15 protein-coding genes are annotated in these 18,697 nt (G+C 51.6%); 13 read left to right on the forward strand and 2 right to left on the reverse strand.

The window, feature by feature from the left end:
* Positions 1-1,416 precede the first annotated feature (1,416 nt).
* Both AB9F27_RS21235 and AB9F27_RS21240 read right to left on the reverse strand, forming a co-directional pair.
* Positions 1,417-2,187: an SDR family NAD(P)-dependent oxidoreductase gene (locus AB9F27_RS21235; RefSeq protein WP_369758146.1), complete on the reverse strand. Its 771-nt coding sequence runs from the start codon at positions 2,185-2,187 to the stop codon at positions 1,417-1,419.
* Positions 2,188-2,250: 63 nt separating this feature from the next.
* A complete protein-coding gene (locus AB9F27_RS21240) occupies positions 2,251-2,901 on the reverse strand; it encodes a hypothetical protein (RefSeq protein WP_369758147.1) in 651 nt (216 codons plus the stop codon).
* A 62-nt stretch (positions 2,902-2,963) separates the two neighbouring features.
* Here AB9F27_RS21240 and AB9F27_RS21245 point away from each other — a divergent pair, with 62 nt between their 5' ends.
* From AB9F27_RS21245 to AB9F27_RS21305, 13 genes are all read left to right on the forward strand, one after another.
* Entirely contained in the window at positions 2,964-3,626 is a 663-nt protein-coding gene (locus tag AB9F27_RS21245) for a TetR/AcrR family transcriptional regulator (protein ID WP_369758148.1), read from the forward strand.
* A gap of 219 nt (positions 3,627-3,845) precedes the next feature.
* Positions 3,846-4,211, forward strand: a complete 366-nt coding sequence (locus AB9F27_RS21250) for a cupin (RefSeq protein WP_369758149.1) — start codon at positions 3,846-3,848, stop codon at positions 4,209-4,211.
* A gap of 544 nt (positions 4,212-4,755) precedes the next feature.
* Positions 4,756-5,163 carry a hypothetical protein gene (locus tag AB9F27_RS21255; RefSeq protein ID WP_335586741.1) on the forward strand — a complete coding sequence of 136 codons (408 nt, stop codon included), beginning with the start codon at positions 4,756-4,758 and terminating at the stop codon, positions 5,161-5,163.
* A 703-nt stretch (positions 5,164-5,866) separates the two neighbouring features.
* Positions 5,867-6,775, forward strand: a complete 909-nt coding sequence (locus AB9F27_RS21260) for a LysR family transcriptional regulator (RefSeq protein ID WP_335586871.1) — start codon at positions 5,867-5,869, stop codon at positions 6,773-6,775.
* A gap of 122 nt (positions 6,776-6,897) precedes the next feature.
* On the forward strand, positions 6,898-8,058 hold the full coding sequence (locus AB9F27_RS21265; RefSeq protein ID WP_335586870.1) for an ABC transporter substrate-binding protein: 1,161 nt from the start codon (positions 6,898-6,900) through the stop codon (positions 8,056-8,058).
* A gap of 66 nt (positions 8,059-8,124) precedes the next feature.
* Positions 8,125-9,114: an ABC transporter ATP-binding protein gene (locus AB9F27_RS21270; protein ID WP_369758150.1), complete on the forward strand. Its 990-nt coding sequence runs from the start codon at positions 8,125-8,127 to the stop codon at positions 9,112-9,114.
* The gene (locus tag AB9F27_RS21275; RefSeq protein ID WP_335586868.1) at positions 9,107-10,024 is read left to right on the forward strand and encodes an ABC transporter permease; all 918 of its coding nucleotides are present in this window, start codon (positions 9,107-9,109) and stop codon (positions 10,022-10,024) included. The genes AB9F27_RS21270 and AB9F27_RS21275 overlap by 8 nt, the downstream gene beginning before the upstream one ends.
* Entirely contained in the window at positions 10,014-10,820 is an 807-nt protein-coding gene (locus AB9F27_RS21280) for an ABC transporter permease (protein ID WP_335586867.1), read from the forward strand. The genes AB9F27_RS21275 and AB9F27_RS21280 overlap by 11 nt, the downstream gene beginning before the upstream one ends.
* 20 nt (positions 10,821-10,840) lie before the next feature.
* Positions 10,841-12,265 (forward strand): gamma-aminobutyraldehyde dehydrogenase, encoded by a 1,425-nt coding sequence (locus tag AB9F27_RS21285; protein ID WP_335586866.1) that lies wholly within the window; start codon positions 10,841-10,843, stop codon positions 12,263-12,265.
* A gap of 618 nt (positions 12,266-12,883) precedes the next feature.
* Positions 12,884-14,092 (forward strand): DUF3179 domain-containing (seleno)protein, encoded by a 1,209-nt coding sequence (locus AB9F27_RS21290; protein WP_369758151.1) that lies wholly within the window; start codon positions 12,884-12,886, stop codon positions 14,090-14,092.
* Positions 14,093-14,140: 48 nt separating this feature from the next.
* Positions 14,141-15,808, forward strand: a complete 1,668-nt coding sequence (locus AB9F27_RS21295) for a sulfatase-like hydrolase/transferase (protein WP_335586864.1) — start codon at positions 14,141-14,143, stop codon at positions 15,806-15,808.
* A 191-nt stretch (positions 15,809-15,999) separates the two neighbouring features.
* Positions 16,000-16,731 (forward strand): porin family protein, encoded by a 732-nt coding sequence (locus AB9F27_RS21300; protein ID WP_335586863.1) that lies wholly within the window; start codon positions 16,000-16,002, stop codon positions 16,729-16,731.
* A 98-nt stretch (positions 16,732-16,829) separates the two neighbouring features.
* Positions 16,830-18,506 (forward strand): alkaline phosphatase family protein, encoded by a 1,677-nt coding sequence (locus tag AB9F27_RS21305; protein ID WP_335586862.1) that lies wholly within the window; start codon positions 16,830-16,832, stop codon positions 18,504-18,506.
* Positions 18,507-18,697 lie beyond the last annotated feature (191 nt).

Genomic DNA, 18,697 nt, shown 5'->3' on the forward strand with positions numbered 1-18,697 from the left:
TCTAAACCTTCGATGAAATGCGTCATGAACAACCTCCATACCGAATACGGAAATTATAGCAGCATCTGGATCAAAATGGGGGAGTTTTCACACAGCCTCTCCGCATAGCCGCCATCGGCACATATGCTGGTGAATAGCCTCTCATACCAAAGTCACTCTGCTGCGAATATCTGGTTAAATAACAGAACAAAACAGGGAGAGAACTGTAAAAGACTCTGTAAAATATTTTTATGGGTGTGTTGAAAAGCAATGTAAGTCATTGCTTTTATTGGTCGGGACGGAAGGATTCGAACCTTCGACCTACGGTACCCAAAACCATCTGAATATTTAGAAAACAAAGGAAATTATTGTAAATTCAGCTAATTTCCTCAACTATAAATCAATAAGTTACACGTGAAATGTAAACGAGATTTAGCTTAACATAACGAGCTCCGTATGTTCTAGAAAGCGGGATTCGACTGTATTCCAAGGGCACACCATGAACGTTGAAAGATTACCAGACGGGCAGATCAAAATGAAGAGCGGTGCATGGTTCGACATTTTCAACGAAGACAAATTGGAGACGTGGATCGTCTTCTACGAAAAATTGTTTTTGGAATATAACCAACCCAAATACAAGGAATGGGCTGACACTCTCCGGGCATTGAATTGACGCCATGACTCGCCTTGCCAAAGACTACCCAATCGAAATGGTGGAGATATCTTGCGCGCACTGTGGACGCTTCGGGAGAATACACCGTACAAAATTCGAGAAGATAGTTGGGGCGGAAACTCCCCTGCCCCAAGCGCTAACTGCCTTTGTCAGAAATGCGGGCTGCACAAAAGAACGCCCTAGCGCGACCAATATGCACGCTCCATGTAGGCCGATCTATGACAACATCATTGTAAGCTAAGCGAAGGGTTTGTTTTAAGGGAGATTGGTTTCAGCTACCGACAAGCGGCCCCCTAATCGCGCCAGAACCTAAATCTATTGATATATATATTTATATTCAATTACTTAGATTTTAAAATTATCAGGACACAACGGAAACAAATCAGAAAAGTGATAAACCGCAACTTGATCTTGATCCCTATGTCCAAGAGCCCTGCGCAAGCAGGGTCAGCAAGGGCGGAGAGCGGACCTTCGCTGCAAGCGCGAACTAAATGGGGAACTTGAAGAAAGCGGACGCTCAGGGCTACGACCCAGCTTTTTACGATGTACATGCGCAGCTAAGGTCAGCAACGAGCCCTAACCTACCTCGCCTATCAAACCTGATTTTGTACTGACAGCTTTTCAATCATAGCTAGACCGACCCTAACCGGGCGTTCACTCCTACCGTATCCTGCCCAATCAAAGCTGCAGCTAATGCCGGTTTGCGGCGTCGCCAATCCCCTTCGTTCAAAACGATAGCTATTGTCGCAACGCCGCTCCATGATTTATTTCATCTGCATGTCATAGACCATTTTCATCACCATGCGGCGCGGTAGGAGAGGGACAAGCCAGTCCAACATGAAGCGCATTTTCGGATCGTTGACGACGCGCAACTTGCCTTTGAGCATCGCATCATACCCGAACTTTGCGACGCTTTGCGGTTGAGCAGCGCCGTCATTCATCTTAGCCATTTTATCCATTGCAGCGGTTTTCGCGAATTCCGTCTCCACGAAACCCGGCTCTAGCGTCGTGACGGTCACACCGTAGGGACGCCATTCAAAATCAAGCGCGGGAGACAAGGTGCTGACAAAAGCTTTGGATGCGAAATACGTCGCTTGCAGTGGACCTGGTTGATAAGCACCTGTGGAGCTGACGTTGAGCACCTTGCCGCTACCGCGCGCGACCATGTCTTTACCGACCAAATGGCACAGTTGCACGAGAGCGTTGATGTTCAAATCAAGCATGGGCATATCTGCCTCTAGGCCGCGGTCGAGGAATTTTCCGTGCCCGCCAAAGCCTGCGTTGTTGATTAAGACGTCGATCCTGTGCCCTTTGACCGCCTCATAAAGCGCCTTTGCGCCTCCTTCAGTGGCCAAGTCGAGCGGCACGGTCATCACGGAAACCCCGTGTTTCTTCTCGAGTTCATCCTTCAACGCGTCCAGCTCTTTTATGCGGCGTGCTGTAATGATCAAATCGCCGCCTTTACTGGCATGGTAGCGGGCAAACTCACGGCCAATCCCAGAGGAAGCACCGGTGACAAGAGCAGTGTTAGACATGTGAATCTCCAATATATGTCAATGCAGTTATCGGGCCAACGCGCGGCACAACAACGCGCGTGTTTACTCGTCGGTCGCAATCCACGCTTGCGGGCCGGTGCCTGCAAAACGGGCAAGCATGCGGCGCAGGTACCATAAGCCAAGGACTAGAGGGGGGCTGAACATCGACGCGGCCAGCAGGACGAATTTAACCACGGTCACAGGACCTAGCATGCCGGCGAGCACGACCGACGGTGTCGGATGGCCCAGAATGAGAATGTTGATCATGCCATTTTCAACCATGTCGACAGCAAACCAGGCAAGGGGCAATACATAGAACAGGCGCCGCCATGCTGCGGGCTGCAACCGGCCAGTGGCGAACCGGGCAAAAGCCAGGAAGAAGGCGAGCAAGCTCAGCGGGAAAAGGACGTCGCCGGTATAGGTTTCCAACCGATAGGCGGCGCGGCCTTCGTATCCGAAGAGTTCAATCCGCTCCAGCACCTCGGATGCAGAGAAAGACGGACTCTGGTCGAAAAGCGGTCCGCCAATCATCGCATGTACGGCGCCCGCCCCGATCGGCAATTCGGTCAGATGGGTGATGCCAAACATTCCAAGTGCCAACCCAAGCGTCAGCAGCACCGGCAGGCCGCCAGCTCGGCGCGAGGTAAGCAAAATACCGAACAGTACGCCCAACAGGAAGATTGTAGGGATGAAGATCAAATGCTGAGATGTCATAGTAGTGGTTCCTTTCTACGATAAATATGGACAGATGTCCGTTTTCGGATGATGATCCTCGCTTGGCGCAACACGAGTGCCCGAGCAATAAACAACGTTCAGAAGAACGTGCGTTTGTGGACGAAAGCCGGATCGATGTGCGGAAACGAAAGGCGGGCAAGATGACCAAAGGCGAAGACCGGCGAGTGCGCCGAACCCGTACGGCGCTGCAGAACGCATTGTTCGAGATAGTGGTTCAGCGGAATTACGAGGCCATCACTGTCGCTGACATCTGCGATGCCGCCGATGTTGGACGTTCGGCTTTTTACCAGCACTTCAAGGGCAAGGATGACCTACTGCGGAGCGGATTCGCACGGCTCGAAGCGGACCTTAGCGTGACCGAAGTGGGGCAGGACATCAGTTTCAGTGCGGCCTTCCTTGAACACGCACTGCAGCATCGCATGCTTTATCGAGCGTTGATGCGCAGCCAGGCCGGGCCAATCGTTTCGGCTTCAATTCGGCGCGTTCTCGGTTCGCAGGCTACGGGCTCACTTGCTCCCGAAAGCCCATCAGGCATCCCCCGCGATCTTCGGGCGACTCTGCTTGTGGATCTGCTGTATTCGCTTACGCGCTGGTGGCTCGACCGCGATGCAACGCGAACAGTTAGCGAAATCGATGCAATGTTCCACGAGATGGCAGCGGGGATTCTTGGCGAGCCGAGTCACCACTGCTCCAGTTGCGATTGACTGAAACTGGTTGGTGACCTTCTCAGTCGGGTCGCCCGTCGGGATAATAGCACACTTTCACTATGAATATCGCGGAAGGCTCACAGCGGACTTCCGTGCAGGTCGCAGCGAACTGCAGCAATGAGCCCTATCTGCCAGAAATGCATCGTGTTTTGGTTGGACAAAACGGTGCCTCCCAACCATGCTTGCGGCACATGATTTTGCATAAGGTCTGACCAAATGAAGTTTCAAAGGTTGTACTGTGATTCCGAGGGCGAAAGTCATTGGGAAGATATTGATGTAACGCTAGAGGAACGCAGCTTTGCGCCACCTGCGCATGATATCGAAATTTCTGAACCAGAATTGGTCAAAAAAACTATGTTTCTAAGGCTAAAGTCAGGTTGGAATGAACCAATTCATCCGACGCCTGTCGCACAGAAACTCATCTGCCTCGCAGGTACCGTAAGAGTTACCGCGAGCGATGGTGAGGCTCGTGATATTGGCCCGGGCGATGTTTGGCACATGGAAGACAAGCGTGGCAAAGGCCATCATACGATGGTGACAAGCAAAGAGGATTTTGAATCCGTAATCATTCAGTACGAATGACTGTTTGCGACGACGGGCTAGCGGTAGCTTTGTCCCGCTGAGCGGCCATTGGTTTCCCCAAATGCTGCGCCCTGTTGTCAACGTCCGCTTTGGGAAAGCTGCACTGCAGCGTCGTGATCCTCGGTCAATGTCGGCTGTGGGCCGTTCACGTCAAAGCCGTGGCTGCCAATAGATGCAAACGCAGCGAAAGTCGGCTAAGAGCCGATTCTGTTGAAAAACTCTTTGCTGCGTCTGCAAATTTTTAAAAATCAGAAAGCTGTTCTTCGTTGGTGAGGATATACCAAGAAATATTGAAAAAATTTGAAAGAACCAGAATACAGTTCTGTCAAATTTGACCCGAACGCCCGAAATCGGAGTTTTTCAACAAAATAAGCCCAGAGCAGCCCTCTCCGATCAGGACCTGTAACCGACCAGCATCCGCTTGGCGTGGACATAAAAACGTTTGAATGGCTGACTTGAAAAAAGTAATCATTTCTGAAGCATGGGATGAGCGTTCCAAGCTACCCGTAGTTTGCGTTAGACATCCAGCAGAAGGAGATGCACATTGCTGAAGTTAAGAAAATTTATATCCTTATTGTTCGGCTTTCTGTTTGCGATGAATCTGGTGCTATTGGCGACAAACAGTGCAGCCCAAGACAAGAACCCAGAAAAATACGGGGAAGTATTGGGCTATAATGACGTTAGGGAACTCACATCAGCAGGACTGCTAACGTTTCCAGGCCTCGGACGGTCAAATTACAGCGAAAATGGTACCTACAGCTTTACTGACGAAGCCAAATCGATCACTCGTTTCGGAGTATTTGATATCCGGAAAGATGGTAGGGTCTGTATCGACTTCTTCCAAAATGAAAGGCACCGCTGCGACATTTTCCTGCGGAAAAACAGCTTTGTCTTTCTGCTCACCGAAGAAGGTGACCGTTTTCCTGTATTCTTCAGTTTGGAAGGACATTAGGCAGACTAATAATCGTTGAAGGAGGTGAATGCCGACGTGGCTGTCCAATTTTAGCAGATTGCGAAAGCATGCTCGATAATTCTCGAACTGCACTGCAGCCGCATCAGGCGGGTTTGTCCGCTTAGCAGACCTAGCGACCTAATAATGCTGCGGCAACGTGTCAATGTCCGCTTCGGTGGACTGCACCGCAGCATTTGAAAATGTTCTGAGCGGCAGGTTTGGGCCGTTCGCGACATATAAGCCGGAGCGGGCTCAGCGAACTTCGTGCTCACGCAGCATTTGTCACGTAGGGCGGATTGCGGACTTTCGCTGCAAGTGCGCGGGCTCTCGGGCAATCTGGCGAAAGCAGCCGTTCAATAAGAGGTCAAATCCACGAATGCTGCAAACGATCTAATGGCGGCAGTGAGCCCAATCTGTGAGTTCGGTTTTCTCGCTGCACGCGCTCGCAGCACAGAAAATGCCGCAATTGCAGAATCATCTGCGCCGCCACGCGGCGGAAAAACCGGCCATTCATGCAATGCGCAGCAAGACAAATCCGTCGAACTCACAGACTGCGGACTAACCGGCCTTGTACGAGCCGCGTGCCGCACCAAACGTGTTTGTTTGGAACAGCCATTTGTTGTCGTGTGTTTTTTCGCTCTGTATGATAGCGGTCCTGTAGAGACATCCGCAGGGTCTGGCGGGTAATGGGAGGCTTACAATAATGGCGTTCACATTACGTCAGCTAAACTACTTCGTGGTCGTAGCCGAACACGGCTCCGTCAGCCATGCGGCGAGAGCCCTGTCGATTTCCCAAAGTGCCATCACCGAAGCGGTAAAGGAACTTGAGGCTGATCTGGGTGTCAAACTGTTCGAACGCCATTCACGCGGGCTGACCATAACGCACGACGGGCATCAGTTTTTACGCCATGCGACGGCGATATTGGGGGATGTCTCTAGCGCGCGGCATGCGTTCAGATCCCAGAGTAATACAGTGTCTGGCGATTTACATCTTGGCGTGACGTCACTGATGGCGGGTTATGTCCTGTCTGATCTTCTGGCGAAATTCCGGCGGGTCAATCCGCAGGTCAACGTGACAGCGATCGAAGACAACGGCGAATATCTTGAGCATCTTTTGATTGGCGGGGAATTGGATGTGGCGGTTATGATCACATCAAACCTTCAGGAGAAAAGTGCGCTGCATGTAGAGATTTTGGATGTCTCGCCGTTCCGGCTTTGGTTGCCATTGGGCCATGCGCTGTCGCAACAAGAGAGTATTACTCTCGCAGATGTGGCCCGAGAACCATTGATCATGCTGAACATGGACGAAATGGAAAAGGAGGCGGTCAATGCGATCTCAGCACTCATGAGCCGCCCCAAAATCGCCTTCCGGACACGGTCAGTTGAAGCAGTGCGGTCTCTTGTTGCGACTGGGGCGGGAGTGGCCGTGCTCCCTGATCTTGTGTATCGTCCCTGGTCGCTTGAAGGTGACAAGATTGAAGCACGTGATGTGTCAGGTGAATTGCCGGTCGTGCAGGTCGGGATCGTGTGGCGCAAGGGATCACCCCTGCCTGATAGCGCCCGAGAATTCATCGCTATCGCGCAGGCCCACCAATCTCAAAAAGGCCATTGATATCGGAAAAATCGATATCACGTTTCTAATTATTGAATTTGTGAATCCAATCAGATGCACGCAGACTGTTGGAAATCCGAACGGCGCAACGACGCCAACAATTCCTAACAGGGAGAACTGCTATGATTAAAACTCTTAGATCTTGTACTGCATTGACGGTCGCGATCGTGATCGGAAGCCAACCAGTTGTCGCACAGATGCTTACCGAAATAGGCGCTGGCGAAGGCCAAGTGAACATCGTCGCATGGCCCGGCTATCTCGAACGTGGCGAAACGGTCGAAACATTTGATTGGGTGACCGGGTTCGAAGAGGCCACCAGCTGTATGGTCAACGTCAAGACGGCCAACACCAGCGATGAAATGGTCGCGCTCATGAACGAAGGCGGGTTTGACCTTGTGACTGCATCCGGCGACGCAAGTCTTCGGATGGTTGCTGGCAACCGCGTTCAACCCGTAAACATCGATCTGATCCCAAGTTGGGGCACTGTAGATGACCGTCTGAAGGAAGCACCTTGGCACTTTGTAGACGGTGTCCATTACGGCACGCCTTATATGTGGGGGCCGAACGTGCTGATGTACTCCACTGAGGTCTTTGACGAAGCACCGACTAGCTGGAACATCGTGTTTGAGGCAATGGACCTGCCAGACGGTGCGCCTAACGCCGGCCGCGTACAGGCCTATGATGGCCCGATCCATATTGCAGATGCAGCCAACTATTTGATGTATCACCAGCCCGAGCTGGGGATCACTTCGCCTTATGAGTTGACACAAGTTCAATACGATGCCGCCCTCGATCTCCTGCGCGGTCAGCGTAAGTTAGTCAGCCGCTACTGGCACGATGCCTTTATTCAAATTGATGACTTTAAGAATGAAGGTATGGCTGCATCTGGGTCTTGGCCGTTTCAGGTGAACTTGTTGCAGGGTGACGGTGCTGCGGTTGCGTCTACCATCCCACAAGAAGGTGCGACCGGTTGGGCAGACACCACAATGATGCACGTTGATGCGGAAAACCCGAACTGTGCGTATATGTGGATGGAGCATTCGTTGGCCTCTAATTTGCAATCTGACCTGTCAGTCTGGTTTGGCGCAAATCCTGCGGTTCCGGCGGCTTGTACGGATGGACGTGGAATGCAAACTGCCGAAGGCTGCACGAAGAACGGGCTTGATGAATTTGACCGGATCAAATTCTGGACCACGCCTGTGTCGTCCTGCGAAAGCCAGGATGAATGCGTACCGTATTACCGTTGGGTATCCGACTACATCGGTGTCATCGGCGGTCGCTAATCACCAAATAGCCTAACATAGCCCTGTCGGACGATCCGACAGGGCACCTTTTTGACCGGATCAAGTATGACAGCAGCAGTTAAATTCAGTGGCGTTTCGCGTCATTTCGGAGATGTTCGCGCGGTCGATAGCGTCGATCTGGATATTGCCGAAGGCGAGTTCTTTGCAATGTTAGGCCCATCGGGTTCTGGCAAAACGACCTGCCTGCGTCTTATCGCAGGGTTTGAAAGGCCCACAGCAGGTACAATCGAGGTGTTTGGTCAAAACATGGGGGACGTCCCGCCTTACAAACGCGCGATCAATACCGTGTTTCAGGATTACGCCCTTTTCCCGCATTTGAATGTAATCGACAACGTCGCCTATGGCCTCATGATCGCTGGTCAGTCGAAATCTGCCCGTCATAAAACCGCGAATGAGGCGTTGGAGATGGTCGCCTTGGGCGGATATGGGCAACGCAAGCCATCCGAATTATCCGGCGGTCAACGCCAGCGCGTGGCCCTTGCCCGGGCGATTATCAATAAGCCAAAGGTACTGTTGCTGGATGAACCGTTAGGCGCGTTGGATCTAAAACTACGAGAACAGATGCAGGAAGAACTAAAAGACCTGCAAAAGAAACTGGGTATCACCTTCGTGTTTGTGACCCACGATCAGGGCGAAGCATTATCAATGGCCGACCGCGTTGCCGTGTTTAACGAAGGTGGTATCGCGCAGGTTGCAACCCCGCGTGAATTGTATTTGCACCCACAGACGCCGTTTGTTGCCGACTTTGTTGGATCATCCAATGTGCTGCCTGCTTCCTTTGTCCAGACGATAGTTGGTATCGCACATCCTGCAAGCCTGCGCCCCGAAGCGATTCAGATTACAGCCCAAGGCCACGCAGGCGTCGTGCGCAGCGTGAATTTTCTTGGCAGTGCGACACGCCTGTCTGTGCAATTGGACGCAGCCACCGTCACTGTTTTGTGCCCCTTGTCGGACACCGCGCCCAATGTAGGTGAAACGATCCATCTGTCATGGGATGGTGCCGACATGCATGTGATGGAGGGTGTAGATGTCTGATACTTTTCTCGGTCGCGTATCAGACACCCTTTGGCGCAACCCGCGCCTGTTAATCGCAGCGCTGCTTGCCCCGCCTGTGGCGTGGCTTGGCATCATCTACCTCGGGTCACTCTTCGCGTTGCTGGCGCAAAGCTTTTTCTCGATTGATGAATTTTCAGGGCTGATCAACTACGAATTTACTTTCAAAACCTATGGCGAATTGTTCAAGGCCTATAACCTCGACATCATCGTGCGCACCGTCACCATGGCACTAGCGGTCACGATCGGAGCTGCGGTCATTGGTTTTCCGGTTGCTTATTTCGCAGCACGTTATGCCCGTGGCCCGTGGAAGGCCCTTTTTTACCTCGGCGTGATGTTGCCCTTGTGGTCCAGCTATCTGGTGAAGGTCTATTCATGGAAACTGATCCTCGCCAAGGAAGGTATTCTGAATTGGTTGTTCGAAACCTTGCATCTCAGCTGGTTGTTGAACGCCTATCTGTCGTTGCCGATCGTTGGGGGGAATTCCCTTTCGGTCAGCACCACCGGAACGTTCCTCGTGTTTCTTTACGTCTGGCTACCGTTCATGATCTTGCCGATTCAGGCGTCGCTAGAACGCGTACCGCATTCGATGCTTGAGGCCTCGGGCGATCTGGGTGCGACGCCAGCGCAGGCGTTTCGCACTGTGCTTCTGCCGCTTGCATTTCCTGGAATCATTGCGGGGTCGATCTTTACGTTCTCGCTGACATTGGGCGACTATATCATCCCACAGATCGTCGGATCTTCCCGCCGTTTCATCGGGCAGGCTGTTTACCAATACCAAGGAACTGCAGGAAACATTCCTCTGGCCGCTGCATTCGCAGTCGTCCCAATTCTTATCATGGGTCTCTATCTTTGGTGGGCCAAACGGAAAGGGGCATTCGATGCACTCTGATCGCGCGCCTATGGGCCTAAAAATTGCAGCGATTGCGGGTCTGGCCTTCATGCACCTGCCGCTTTTACTTATCTTTGTCTATGCGTTCACTACCGAGGACAAGTCCTACCAGTGGCCGCCCCCCGGACTGACGTTGAAATGGTTCGCCGTGACGTGGGCGCGTGACGACGTGTGGGAGGCGCTTTCGCTATCTGTGCGGGTCGCGTCGATCTCAACCGTAATTGCGTTGGTCCTTGGAACGCTATGTGCGGCGGCCATAAGCCGGACAAAGTTCTTTGGGCGCGAAGCGGTATCGCTGATGGTTATCCTGCCAATTGCGTTACCGGGGATCATCACGGGTATTTCGTTGCGGTCTGCATTTAACTTGGCTGATATTCCGTTCAGTTTTTGGACCATTGTTCTGGGCCACGCGACGTTCTGCGTCGTGGTTGTTTATAACAATGCGGTGGCACGGTTCCGTCGCGTGTCTGGGTCTTTGGTCGAGGCATCGATGGACCTTGGCGCAAACAGTTTTCAAACGTTCCGCCATGTGATCCTGCCCAATATCGCAACCGCTCTTCTCGCGGGTGGTATGCTCGCTTTCGCCCTGTCTTTTGATGAGGTTATCGTGACGACCTTTACCGCAGGACAGCAGCAAACCCTACCGATCTGGATGCTCGAAGAACTCGTGCGCCCACGCCAGCGCCCTGTGACAAACGTTGTTGCGATGATTGTGGTTCTGGTCACCTTCCTTCCAATCCTCGGAGCTTACTATCTCACACGGGGCACTGACACCGTTGCCGGCCAAGGCAAATAATTCTCAACAGGAGACGTAAAATGGAAACTAACATGTTGATCGGATCATCCTCCGAGGCTGGAACCGAAATCGAGGAAGCAGTACTGAACCCACGTACGGGTGAAACTATCTTGATGCTGCCCGAAGCAAGCAAGCGCCAGATCGACCGCGCCGTCGCTGCCGCGCGCGCCGCCTTTACCGGCTGGTCACGCACGACGCCGGGCGAACGTTCAGAGAAGCTGCTGGCGATCGCCGATGCAGTTGAAGGATCGCTGGAGGAACTCGCGCAGCTTGAGGCACTCAATTGCGGCAAGCCCATCAATGAAGTGCGCAACGAAGAAATTCCTGCCGTCGCCGATTGTTTCCGCTATTTTGCAGGTGCTGTGCGCAATATGCATGGGCCACTGGCAGGCGAATACATGGCTGGCCATACAAGCATGGTGCGCCGCGATGCCATTGGTGTCGTCGCTTCCATTGCGCCATGGAATTACCCTGTAATGATGATGGCGTGGAAACTAGCACCTGCACTTGCAGGTGGGAATACCGTTGTTCTCAAGCCATCCGAGCAAACGCCCTTATCAGCAATGAAACTTGCGCAGATCATGGCCGCGATCCTTCCCGAAGGCGTTGTGAACGTTGTCGTTGGTCAAGGCTCCAGCGTCGGTGATACGCTGATCAACCACCCCGGCGTGGATATGATTTCGATTACCGGCGACATTTCAACAGGCAAGAAGGTGCTTCAGGCTGCATCGAAAACTGTCAAACGCACGCACTTGGAACTAGGCGGCAAAGCCCCTGTCATTGTCTTTGATGACGCAGACCTCGACCGGGTTGTCGAAGGAATGCGGGCGTTCAGTTTCTACAACGCTGGCCAGGATTGTACGGCTGCCTGCCGCATTTATGCTGGGCCGAAGATTTATGAAAAACTGGTTGCGGATCTTTCTGCCGCCGCCGCGACGATTGCTTACAATCAAACCGACGATACCTTGAACGAAATTCCGCCACTAATTTCGCAACGTCAACGTGATCGCGTGGCAAGCTTTGTGCAACGTACAAGCGAGCAAAAACACATGGAGATCACAACAGGTGGCAGCTCGCCCGATGGCCCCGGCTTCTACTATAAGCCAACCGTGATCGCGGGCGCGCTTCAGACCGACGAGATTGTGCAACGCGAGGTATTCGGCCCTGTCGTGTCGATCACCCGGTTCACCGAGGCAGACGAAGCGGTGGGGTGGGCGAACGACAGCAACTACGGTCTAGCATCATCGGTCTGGACACAAGACGTTGGCAAAGCCATGGAGGTGTCCGCGCGGCTTCAATATGGCTGCACTTGGGTCAACACTCACTTCATGCTGACCAATGAAATGCCCCACGGTGGCGTCAAACAATCGGGCTACGGCAAAGACATGTCGATGTACGCGCTCGAGGATTACACAGCGGTGCGCCACATCATGATCGCGCACTGAAACCACGCACCAAGCGGTGAACATTAAAAACCGGCACGAGGGTGCCATTGCGCGCGAGGATGCGACGTGAATGAATGGCCGGTCTGGGGAAGTTTGCCGCACCGCCGAAATTCCAGTGCCGCAGTCGCGAAGAGTTTCTGCGTGAGCGAAAGCTACACCTGCACAAGGCCGGTTTGTCCGCAGTCTGTGAATTCACCGATCACTCGATTCTGCTGGCGCAGCGAAAGTCCGGTCTAACGGGCCGCACTGCGGCATTATCGAGGGTAGGCGAACGGCAACAAAGGGCCGTTCGCGACAAGGATCGGTGAGTGAAGTAGCCCGATTGCTGCACCACTTACATTTCTACCATAAGGGCGGTTTGCGGACATTCGCTGCGCCTGAAGCAAAGGTCCGCTTTTGCGTCGGCTCTTTGGAACACTAATACAAACGAGATTGTAGGCACGTCCAAAAGCTGCGGGGCCTCTCAATTCAGATAAACACGCAAAAGAATTGGAAATGTAAGAGGCATGAGAGTACAACGTGTTTGCTATCAAAAGATTTGAGCCATCTTCATCATTCTGATTGCCCGCCTCCGTTTCTGTGCAATACTAAAAACGAATAACCGAAAAGGCACAGCACTTGACTGCTAACATCCTCTTCTACGCGGGCTTACTGGCCTCACTGTCGATTGGTTTTATTTACTTCCGTGATTTGGGCGATGTCTCCCAGATGATACTGAAGGTAAAGCGCAAGAACATGATCCGCTTTATTCAGCACGAGTATAAATTTATCGCGGTTGGTCTCGGCTCAGCTGTCGTTATGCTGATTGGATTTATCTTCGGTGGGGGCATGGGGTGGCTCTTTTGGATTTCGCTGTTCGCCATCGCCTTTCTCTATGGCTTCCCATGGGTCTGGGTCCATATTGGCCTACGCAATCAAAAGGACACTGAGAAATATTACTCCATTGAGGAGGCTCGAGATTACGTTAATCCGAGCGCCTCAGTAATGGTGCTTGAAAATAATGGTCACGCACGGGCCCATTCGGACGGGCAGATGTTGCGGCCGCATTTGGCAGGCAACAAGGATGGTCTCGACGGCGAAGATGTTGTGCTTACATATTGCGCAATGGCCAATCTCGGCATCGGCTACGCGCCCTCAATCGAAGGGAAACGCCTGAACCTCGAAGTCCTTGCACAGCATGGTAACAACTTGATCCTTAGGGACAATGATACCGGCGAGCCGATCCAGCATATCTATGGTTTTCGCGAGTCCGACACAGACCAAACCACAGGCGACGGACCAACCTGTCCGTTGAAACCTAGCCTTGCCATGAAGCCGTGGCCCACTTTTCGCATGACGTTTCGTGGCTTTCAGAAGGCCTTTCCAAACGGCGAAGTCTTCGTCAACAAACCGCCGTCAAATCCGTTGCTTATATTGTTTGATATGGTGACCGAAACAATCTTTGCCTCGGGCATTTCACGTCAACACCAAGTAGCAGCACCGGTCATGGATAACATGACCCATTTCGACGACCGCCTGCCAAACAAAACCTACGTCTGGGGCGTCACCGTTGGCAATGATGCTGCCTGCTGGACCGACGACTTCGTTATGGAAAACAACATGTTGGTGAACGCCAACGTAGGTGGGCGCGATCTGGTGGTGAACTATGACCTCAAGTTTGAGAGCATCGGTATTTGGTATAATGACTCTGGCAAACCAGTAACCACCTGCGATTTCTGGGGTGTCTCTGACCAAGGTAAGCTGAAGCGCGTCGAAACAGTACGTCCGGGTCTGTTTTGGCATGTGTGGGTTGATTTTTTCCCGCATACGGACATTAATAGAACCTAACCAAAGTATCAGGCGAACTGATGCCATTAAATAAAAAGGGGATACAAAATGATGAAATTCGTCCTTAGTTGCGGGTGCTTTCTCGCCTCGCTTGCCACCGCTACCATTGCTGAAGAAACTCCAATAGCACATGATTCAGAGTACTACATTCTATATGCTCAACTTGCTGAGCAATGGGCGGAAGACAACGCGGCTGTGGACGAACGCGTCGCGGCATTTCGTGAATCGAATGACGGTAAAGCTCCCAACATTTTGTATATTTTGGTCGACGATATCGGTTTTGGTGATATGGGCATTCCTGAGCTAAATGCGGTTCGTGGTATTTCGACTCCGAACATCAATACGTTGTCTGACCAAGGTATGCGGATGGCTAGAATGTACACCGAGCCTTCGTGTACACCAACCCGCGTAGCTTTCTCGACTGGGCGTTTGCCTGTTCGCATGGGTATGGGCGACACGACAGTAGATATCGCAGGTTTTGGACTGCCTGATGGAGAAGTTACTCTTGCTGAAGTTTTGAAAGAAGCAGGTTATAACACTAGCCACGTCGGAAAGTGGCATATGGGGGATATCGCTGAAAGCTGGGCGATGAACCAAGGCTTTGATTACGCCGTACATCCGATTCATCAGCAAGGTCAGTTAACAATCTACAATGACGATGCCATTCGTGAGCAAGTCTCGGTTGGAATCAGTGATTTTGACCCGCGTTACACTCTTGACCAATTCTTCCGCCCCAGTGCCTCAGCAATGGTTACTGGTATCGAAGGCGTCGCAGGTGGTCCAATCCGCGAAGTCGCCATGGAGGCTGGAGAGCGTTTTACCGCAGCAAAGTATGACGAGATGAATGAGCGATATCAGCGCCAAGCAATTGAGCAATTGCATGAGTTGTCCGCTAAAGAAGAGCCCTTCTTTTTACAATACTGGCCTCTAATTCCTTTGGATAACACGCGGGCGGGACGCGACGGACCTGAATCACCCAACGGTGGACTTTATGCCGACAAACTCCAATTACTTGACCGTTGGGTTGGTGACATCATGGCCGAAATGGAAGCTTTGGGCGTGGCAGACAACACAATTGTGGTCTTGATGGGCGACAACGGTCACTTCACAAAATACTCACCACAATCCGGCTTTACTTCGATGGTCTTTCGCGGAGGCAAAGGTGATACGACAGAAGGCGGCATCCGTGTTGATGCGTTCATTCGCTGGCCCGGCGTTGTTGGCGCCGACACTATCATCAACAATATCATTCACGTTTCCGACCTTTACACGACACTTGCTCGCTTTGCGGGTGCAGAGGGGAACATTCCTCGGGACCGGCTTGTTGATGGTGTCGATCAATCGGCAGCAATTTTAATCGACGATACAAAAGGGCGCCGTGACTCCTTGATCGTTTATTCTGTGGCCACTCCTAAGGCGATCATCAAAGACCAACTAAAATTGAACCTTCCTGGCCCTGGTGAAAGCCCCATCCTTGCGGATTTCTTTAATGTATTCCGCGATACACACGAAAAATACCCTGTTTCGACAGAAGTCGGTGCTTGGGGCGGACAAGAGTTTGTTCGGATTTTGCAACGACATATGGCGCGCAAACAGAAGTATCCAGATACGCCTCCCGCTTTTGGAGTGCCTTACGAGGGTATCGAAAACCTGCGCCCAGAAACCATCGCGGCGGTTGAGGTTTTTCAGATGAAACGCGCCGCTCCGCAACAATAAAGTTGAGACCCTTTTGTGGTGCCCACCCAGGTTCACAAAAGGGTTCCAACTAGTTTGAATGTTTTGACGGAGGAATTGATTAAAAGCTGCTATCTGGGTTTATAAAGTGAGATATTCAAAACCACTAGAGATGGCGCTTTTATTATACGGATAACCAATTCAAATTTTTAACTGTGTATAGGAGAACCAAAATGCAGAACCATTTAAAACAATTCGTAGGCCTTGTTGCTTTGTTGGCTTCATCATCGACGGCTATGGCGCAAGAGTCCGATTGGAACTACGGGGCAACAATATATCTTTTCGCTCCTGAAACTACGGTCTCAATGGGTGATGTCGAGGGCAGTCTGGACTTCAGCGACGCACTTGAGAATCTCGACATGGCCTTTATGGGAGCTTTTGAGGCTAACAATGGCTCCTGGGGGGTGCTCGCGGATTATATGCTGACAGATCTCACGTTTAGCCAGTCAACACCTGGTCCTGCATTTTCTGGGTTGAGCACGTCTCTAAAGACCCAAATTTTAAATGGGTATGTAACCTACCGTGCCTATCAAACCCCTACGGTCAACTTTGACGTTGCTGCTGGTTTCCGATGGTTTGACACAAAAACTAAGATGACGTTGTCAGCCGGAACGGCCCCCGGTCGTTCTACCAGTGTAAATGATAATTGGACTGACCCAGTGATTGGTGCCCGAGTAAATTTTCAAATGTCTGATAAATGGACAGGGATGGCGTTCGCCGACTATGGTGGCTTTAGTTCGGACAGCACCACATGGCAGGTTCTTCTAACCGCTGATTACCAGTTCAATGAGAACTGGGTGGGTAGACTCGGCTATCGAAAAATCTCGGTCGACCACAAGATCAACGGAAGCGATTTTAAATATGAACAATCCGGACCGTTGCTCGGAGTAACTTATAAGTTCTGATGCGCTTCTATAGATTTTTATAATTGCGACTGGTGAACCATACAGTGTTGCATAATTTTGACTGCAATACATATGGTTCGCCTGGAGACATTTTGGGTATGACTAATATTGTTAAACACTTTGTTTTAGGCTCGGCACTGCTTTTACCCATTGGAAATGCAAACGCCACTGATGCGTCCGATATCCGCCTCGTTGTGCAGATCACAATTGATGGCTTTCGCGGTGACCTGCTGAATCGTTATGAGCCCAACTTCGGCCCCAACGGATTTCGTCGAATGACCGAAAACGGGGTTTGGTATACGGACGCGCATCATATGCATGCGAACACAGAAACGATTGTTGGCCACGCAACCCTTGCGACCGGTGCTCACCCCTCAGAACACGGCATGTTCGGCAATTCATGGTTTAACCGTGCTGATGGGAGGCTTGGCTACAATATCGAAGATCCAAACTTTGAATTACTGCCTGTGCCTGGGTTTGACGGTGAGGGTGAACAGCTTGACCCAACTCAGACTCTGGCTGAAACCTCTGGAAGATCTCCAGCCAACCTTCTTGCCACTACGTTTGGCGACGAACTTTTCAAGTCTAACAATGGACGTTCCAAGATTATCGGGATCTCCGGAAAAGATCGCTCGGCGGTCGCAATGGCCGGACATGTGGGCAAAGCCTTCTGGATGTCAGTAGAGACAGGTGCCTTCGAAAGCAGCACGTATTACTATGACGCGTATCCGGATTGGGCCATCGATTGGAACTCTGAGCGACCTGCTGACGTCGCAATTGGGACCGAATGGAGCCTTAACGATCCAATTGATACTTACCTACTCGCCGAAAACGACGACCGTCCATACGAGACAGATCTCAAAGGCTTCGGTCGGACTTTCCCGCATTCCTACGGTTCCCCAGCAGATGGTCTTTACTATTCCCAAGCGTTAGTGAGCCCACTTGGCGACAAACTCACAGCATCATTTGGAAAGGCCGCAGTTCTGGGCGAAGAGCTTGGTAAGGATGAAGCGGTTGACTATATCAGCCTAAGTTTTTCAGGCGTAGATGCCACAAATCATTTCTTCGGACCATCAAGCTTAGAGAATGAGGAAATGGTGCGCATGCTTGATCGGACGCTTGCCGATCTTTTCACGTTTCTCGACGAAGAAGTAGGCCAAGATCATTTACTCCTTGTTTTATCCGCTGATCACGGCATGCCTGAGATGCCCGAATATATGGCCGCCCAGGGACATGCTTCCGAGCGCAACGGGCATACGGCCCTAGCTGACGAATTGAATGGCGAAATCAAAGCATCCTTTGGTGTCGATGGAACGATAAAAGCCTTTTTTCGACCCTACATTTATCTCGACCATGAGGTGATTGAAGCTGCGGGGGTGGATCAGCGCGAGATTGAACGACTGATAGTTGATAGTCTTGCAGCACGTCCAGGTATTTCCATGGCCATGCCCAGCGTGCCCTTTCCCGAACAGCGTGATAGCTTTCTTGAAGGTCCAATCCGTAGGAATTTTCATCCTTCACGTTCTGGGGACATCTATGTCGTTCAGTCACCATATTCTTTCCTACTCGACCCAGGGGCTGTCGCCGCAATGCATGGATCGCCATGGCGGTATGATACTCATGTACCCATTTTATTTGAGGGCCCTGGAATTGAACCTGCGAGGATTTCCCGTCGTGTAGGTACAATCGATGTCGCAGTTACGCTTAGTAATTTTTTTGGCACAACAATGCCTAGCGGAGCATCGGGCTCAGTCCTTTCTGAAGTATTCCGCTGAAATTAATTGGTCTTGGACGCAGATCAGGCTTAAACCTGCCGTTCGCGGCACCTTGCTTTAACGACTGGTGTGGGCCGTTCGCGTCATTCTCAATTCGCTGACAGAACAATTTCTTCACCCCAAAGCTACTGAGCCAGGGCAATCTATGTCAATCCGCTCACCCAAAAAAGTGAGGAACCTCGGGCATCTAT

Source organism: Falsihalocynthiibacter sp. CO-5D18 (assembly GCF_041205445.1).
GTDB classification, from domain to species: domain Bacteria; phylum Pseudomonadota; class Alphaproteobacteria; order Rhodobacterales; family Rhodobacteraceae; genus Falsihalocynthiibacter; species Falsihalocynthiibacter arcticus.

Bases quoted from the DNA above. Each gene is read 5' to 3' on its own strand.
- AB9F27_RS21235 (WP_369758146.1), bottom strand. From the start codon at position 2,187: ATGTCTAACACTGCTCTTGTCACCGGTGCTTCCTCTGGGATTGGCCGT.
- AB9F27_RS21240 (WP_369758147.1), bottom strand. From the start codon at position 2,901: ATGACATCTCAGCATTTGATCTTCATCCCTACAATCTTCCTGTTGGGC.
- AB9F27_RS21250 (WP_369758149.1), top strand. From the start codon at position 3,846: ATGAAGTTTCAAAGGTTGTACTGTGATTCCGAGGGCGAAAGTCATTGG.
- AB9F27_RS21260 (WP_335586871.1), top strand. From the start codon at position 5,867: ATGGCGTTCACATTACGTCAGCTAAACTACTTCGTGGTCGTAGCCGAA.
- AB9F27_RS21265 (WP_335586870.1), top strand. From the start codon at position 6,898: ATGATTAAAACTCTTAGATCTTGTACTGCATTGACGGTCGCGATCGTG.
- AB9F27_RS21270 (WP_369758150.1), top strand. From the start codon at position 8,125: ATGACAGCAGCAGTTAAATTCAGTGGCGTTTCGCGTCATTTCGGAGAT.
- AB9F27_RS21275 (WP_335586868.1), top strand. From the start codon at position 9,107: ATGTCTGATACTTTTCTCGGTCGCGTATCAGACACCCTTTGGCGCAAC.
- AB9F27_RS21280 (WP_335586867.1), top strand. From the start codon at position 10,014: ATGCACTCTGATCGCGCGCCTATGGGCCTAAAAATTGCAGCGATTGCG.
- AB9F27_RS21285 (WP_335586866.1), top strand. From the start codon at position 10,841: ATGGAAACTAACATGTTGATCGGATCATCCTCCGAGGCTGGAACCGAA.
- AB9F27_RS21295 (WP_335586864.1), top strand. From the start codon at position 14,141: ATGATGAAATTCGTCCTTAGTTGCGGGTGCTTTCTCGCCTCGCTTGCC.
- AB9F27_RS21300 (WP_335586863.1), top strand. From the start codon at position 16,000: ATGCAGAACCATTTAAAACAATTCGTAGGCCTTGTTGCTTTGTTGGCT.
- AB9F27_RS21305 (WP_335586862.1), top strand. From the start codon at position 16,830: ATGACTAATATTGTTAAACACTTTGTTTTAGGCTCGGCACTGCTTTTA.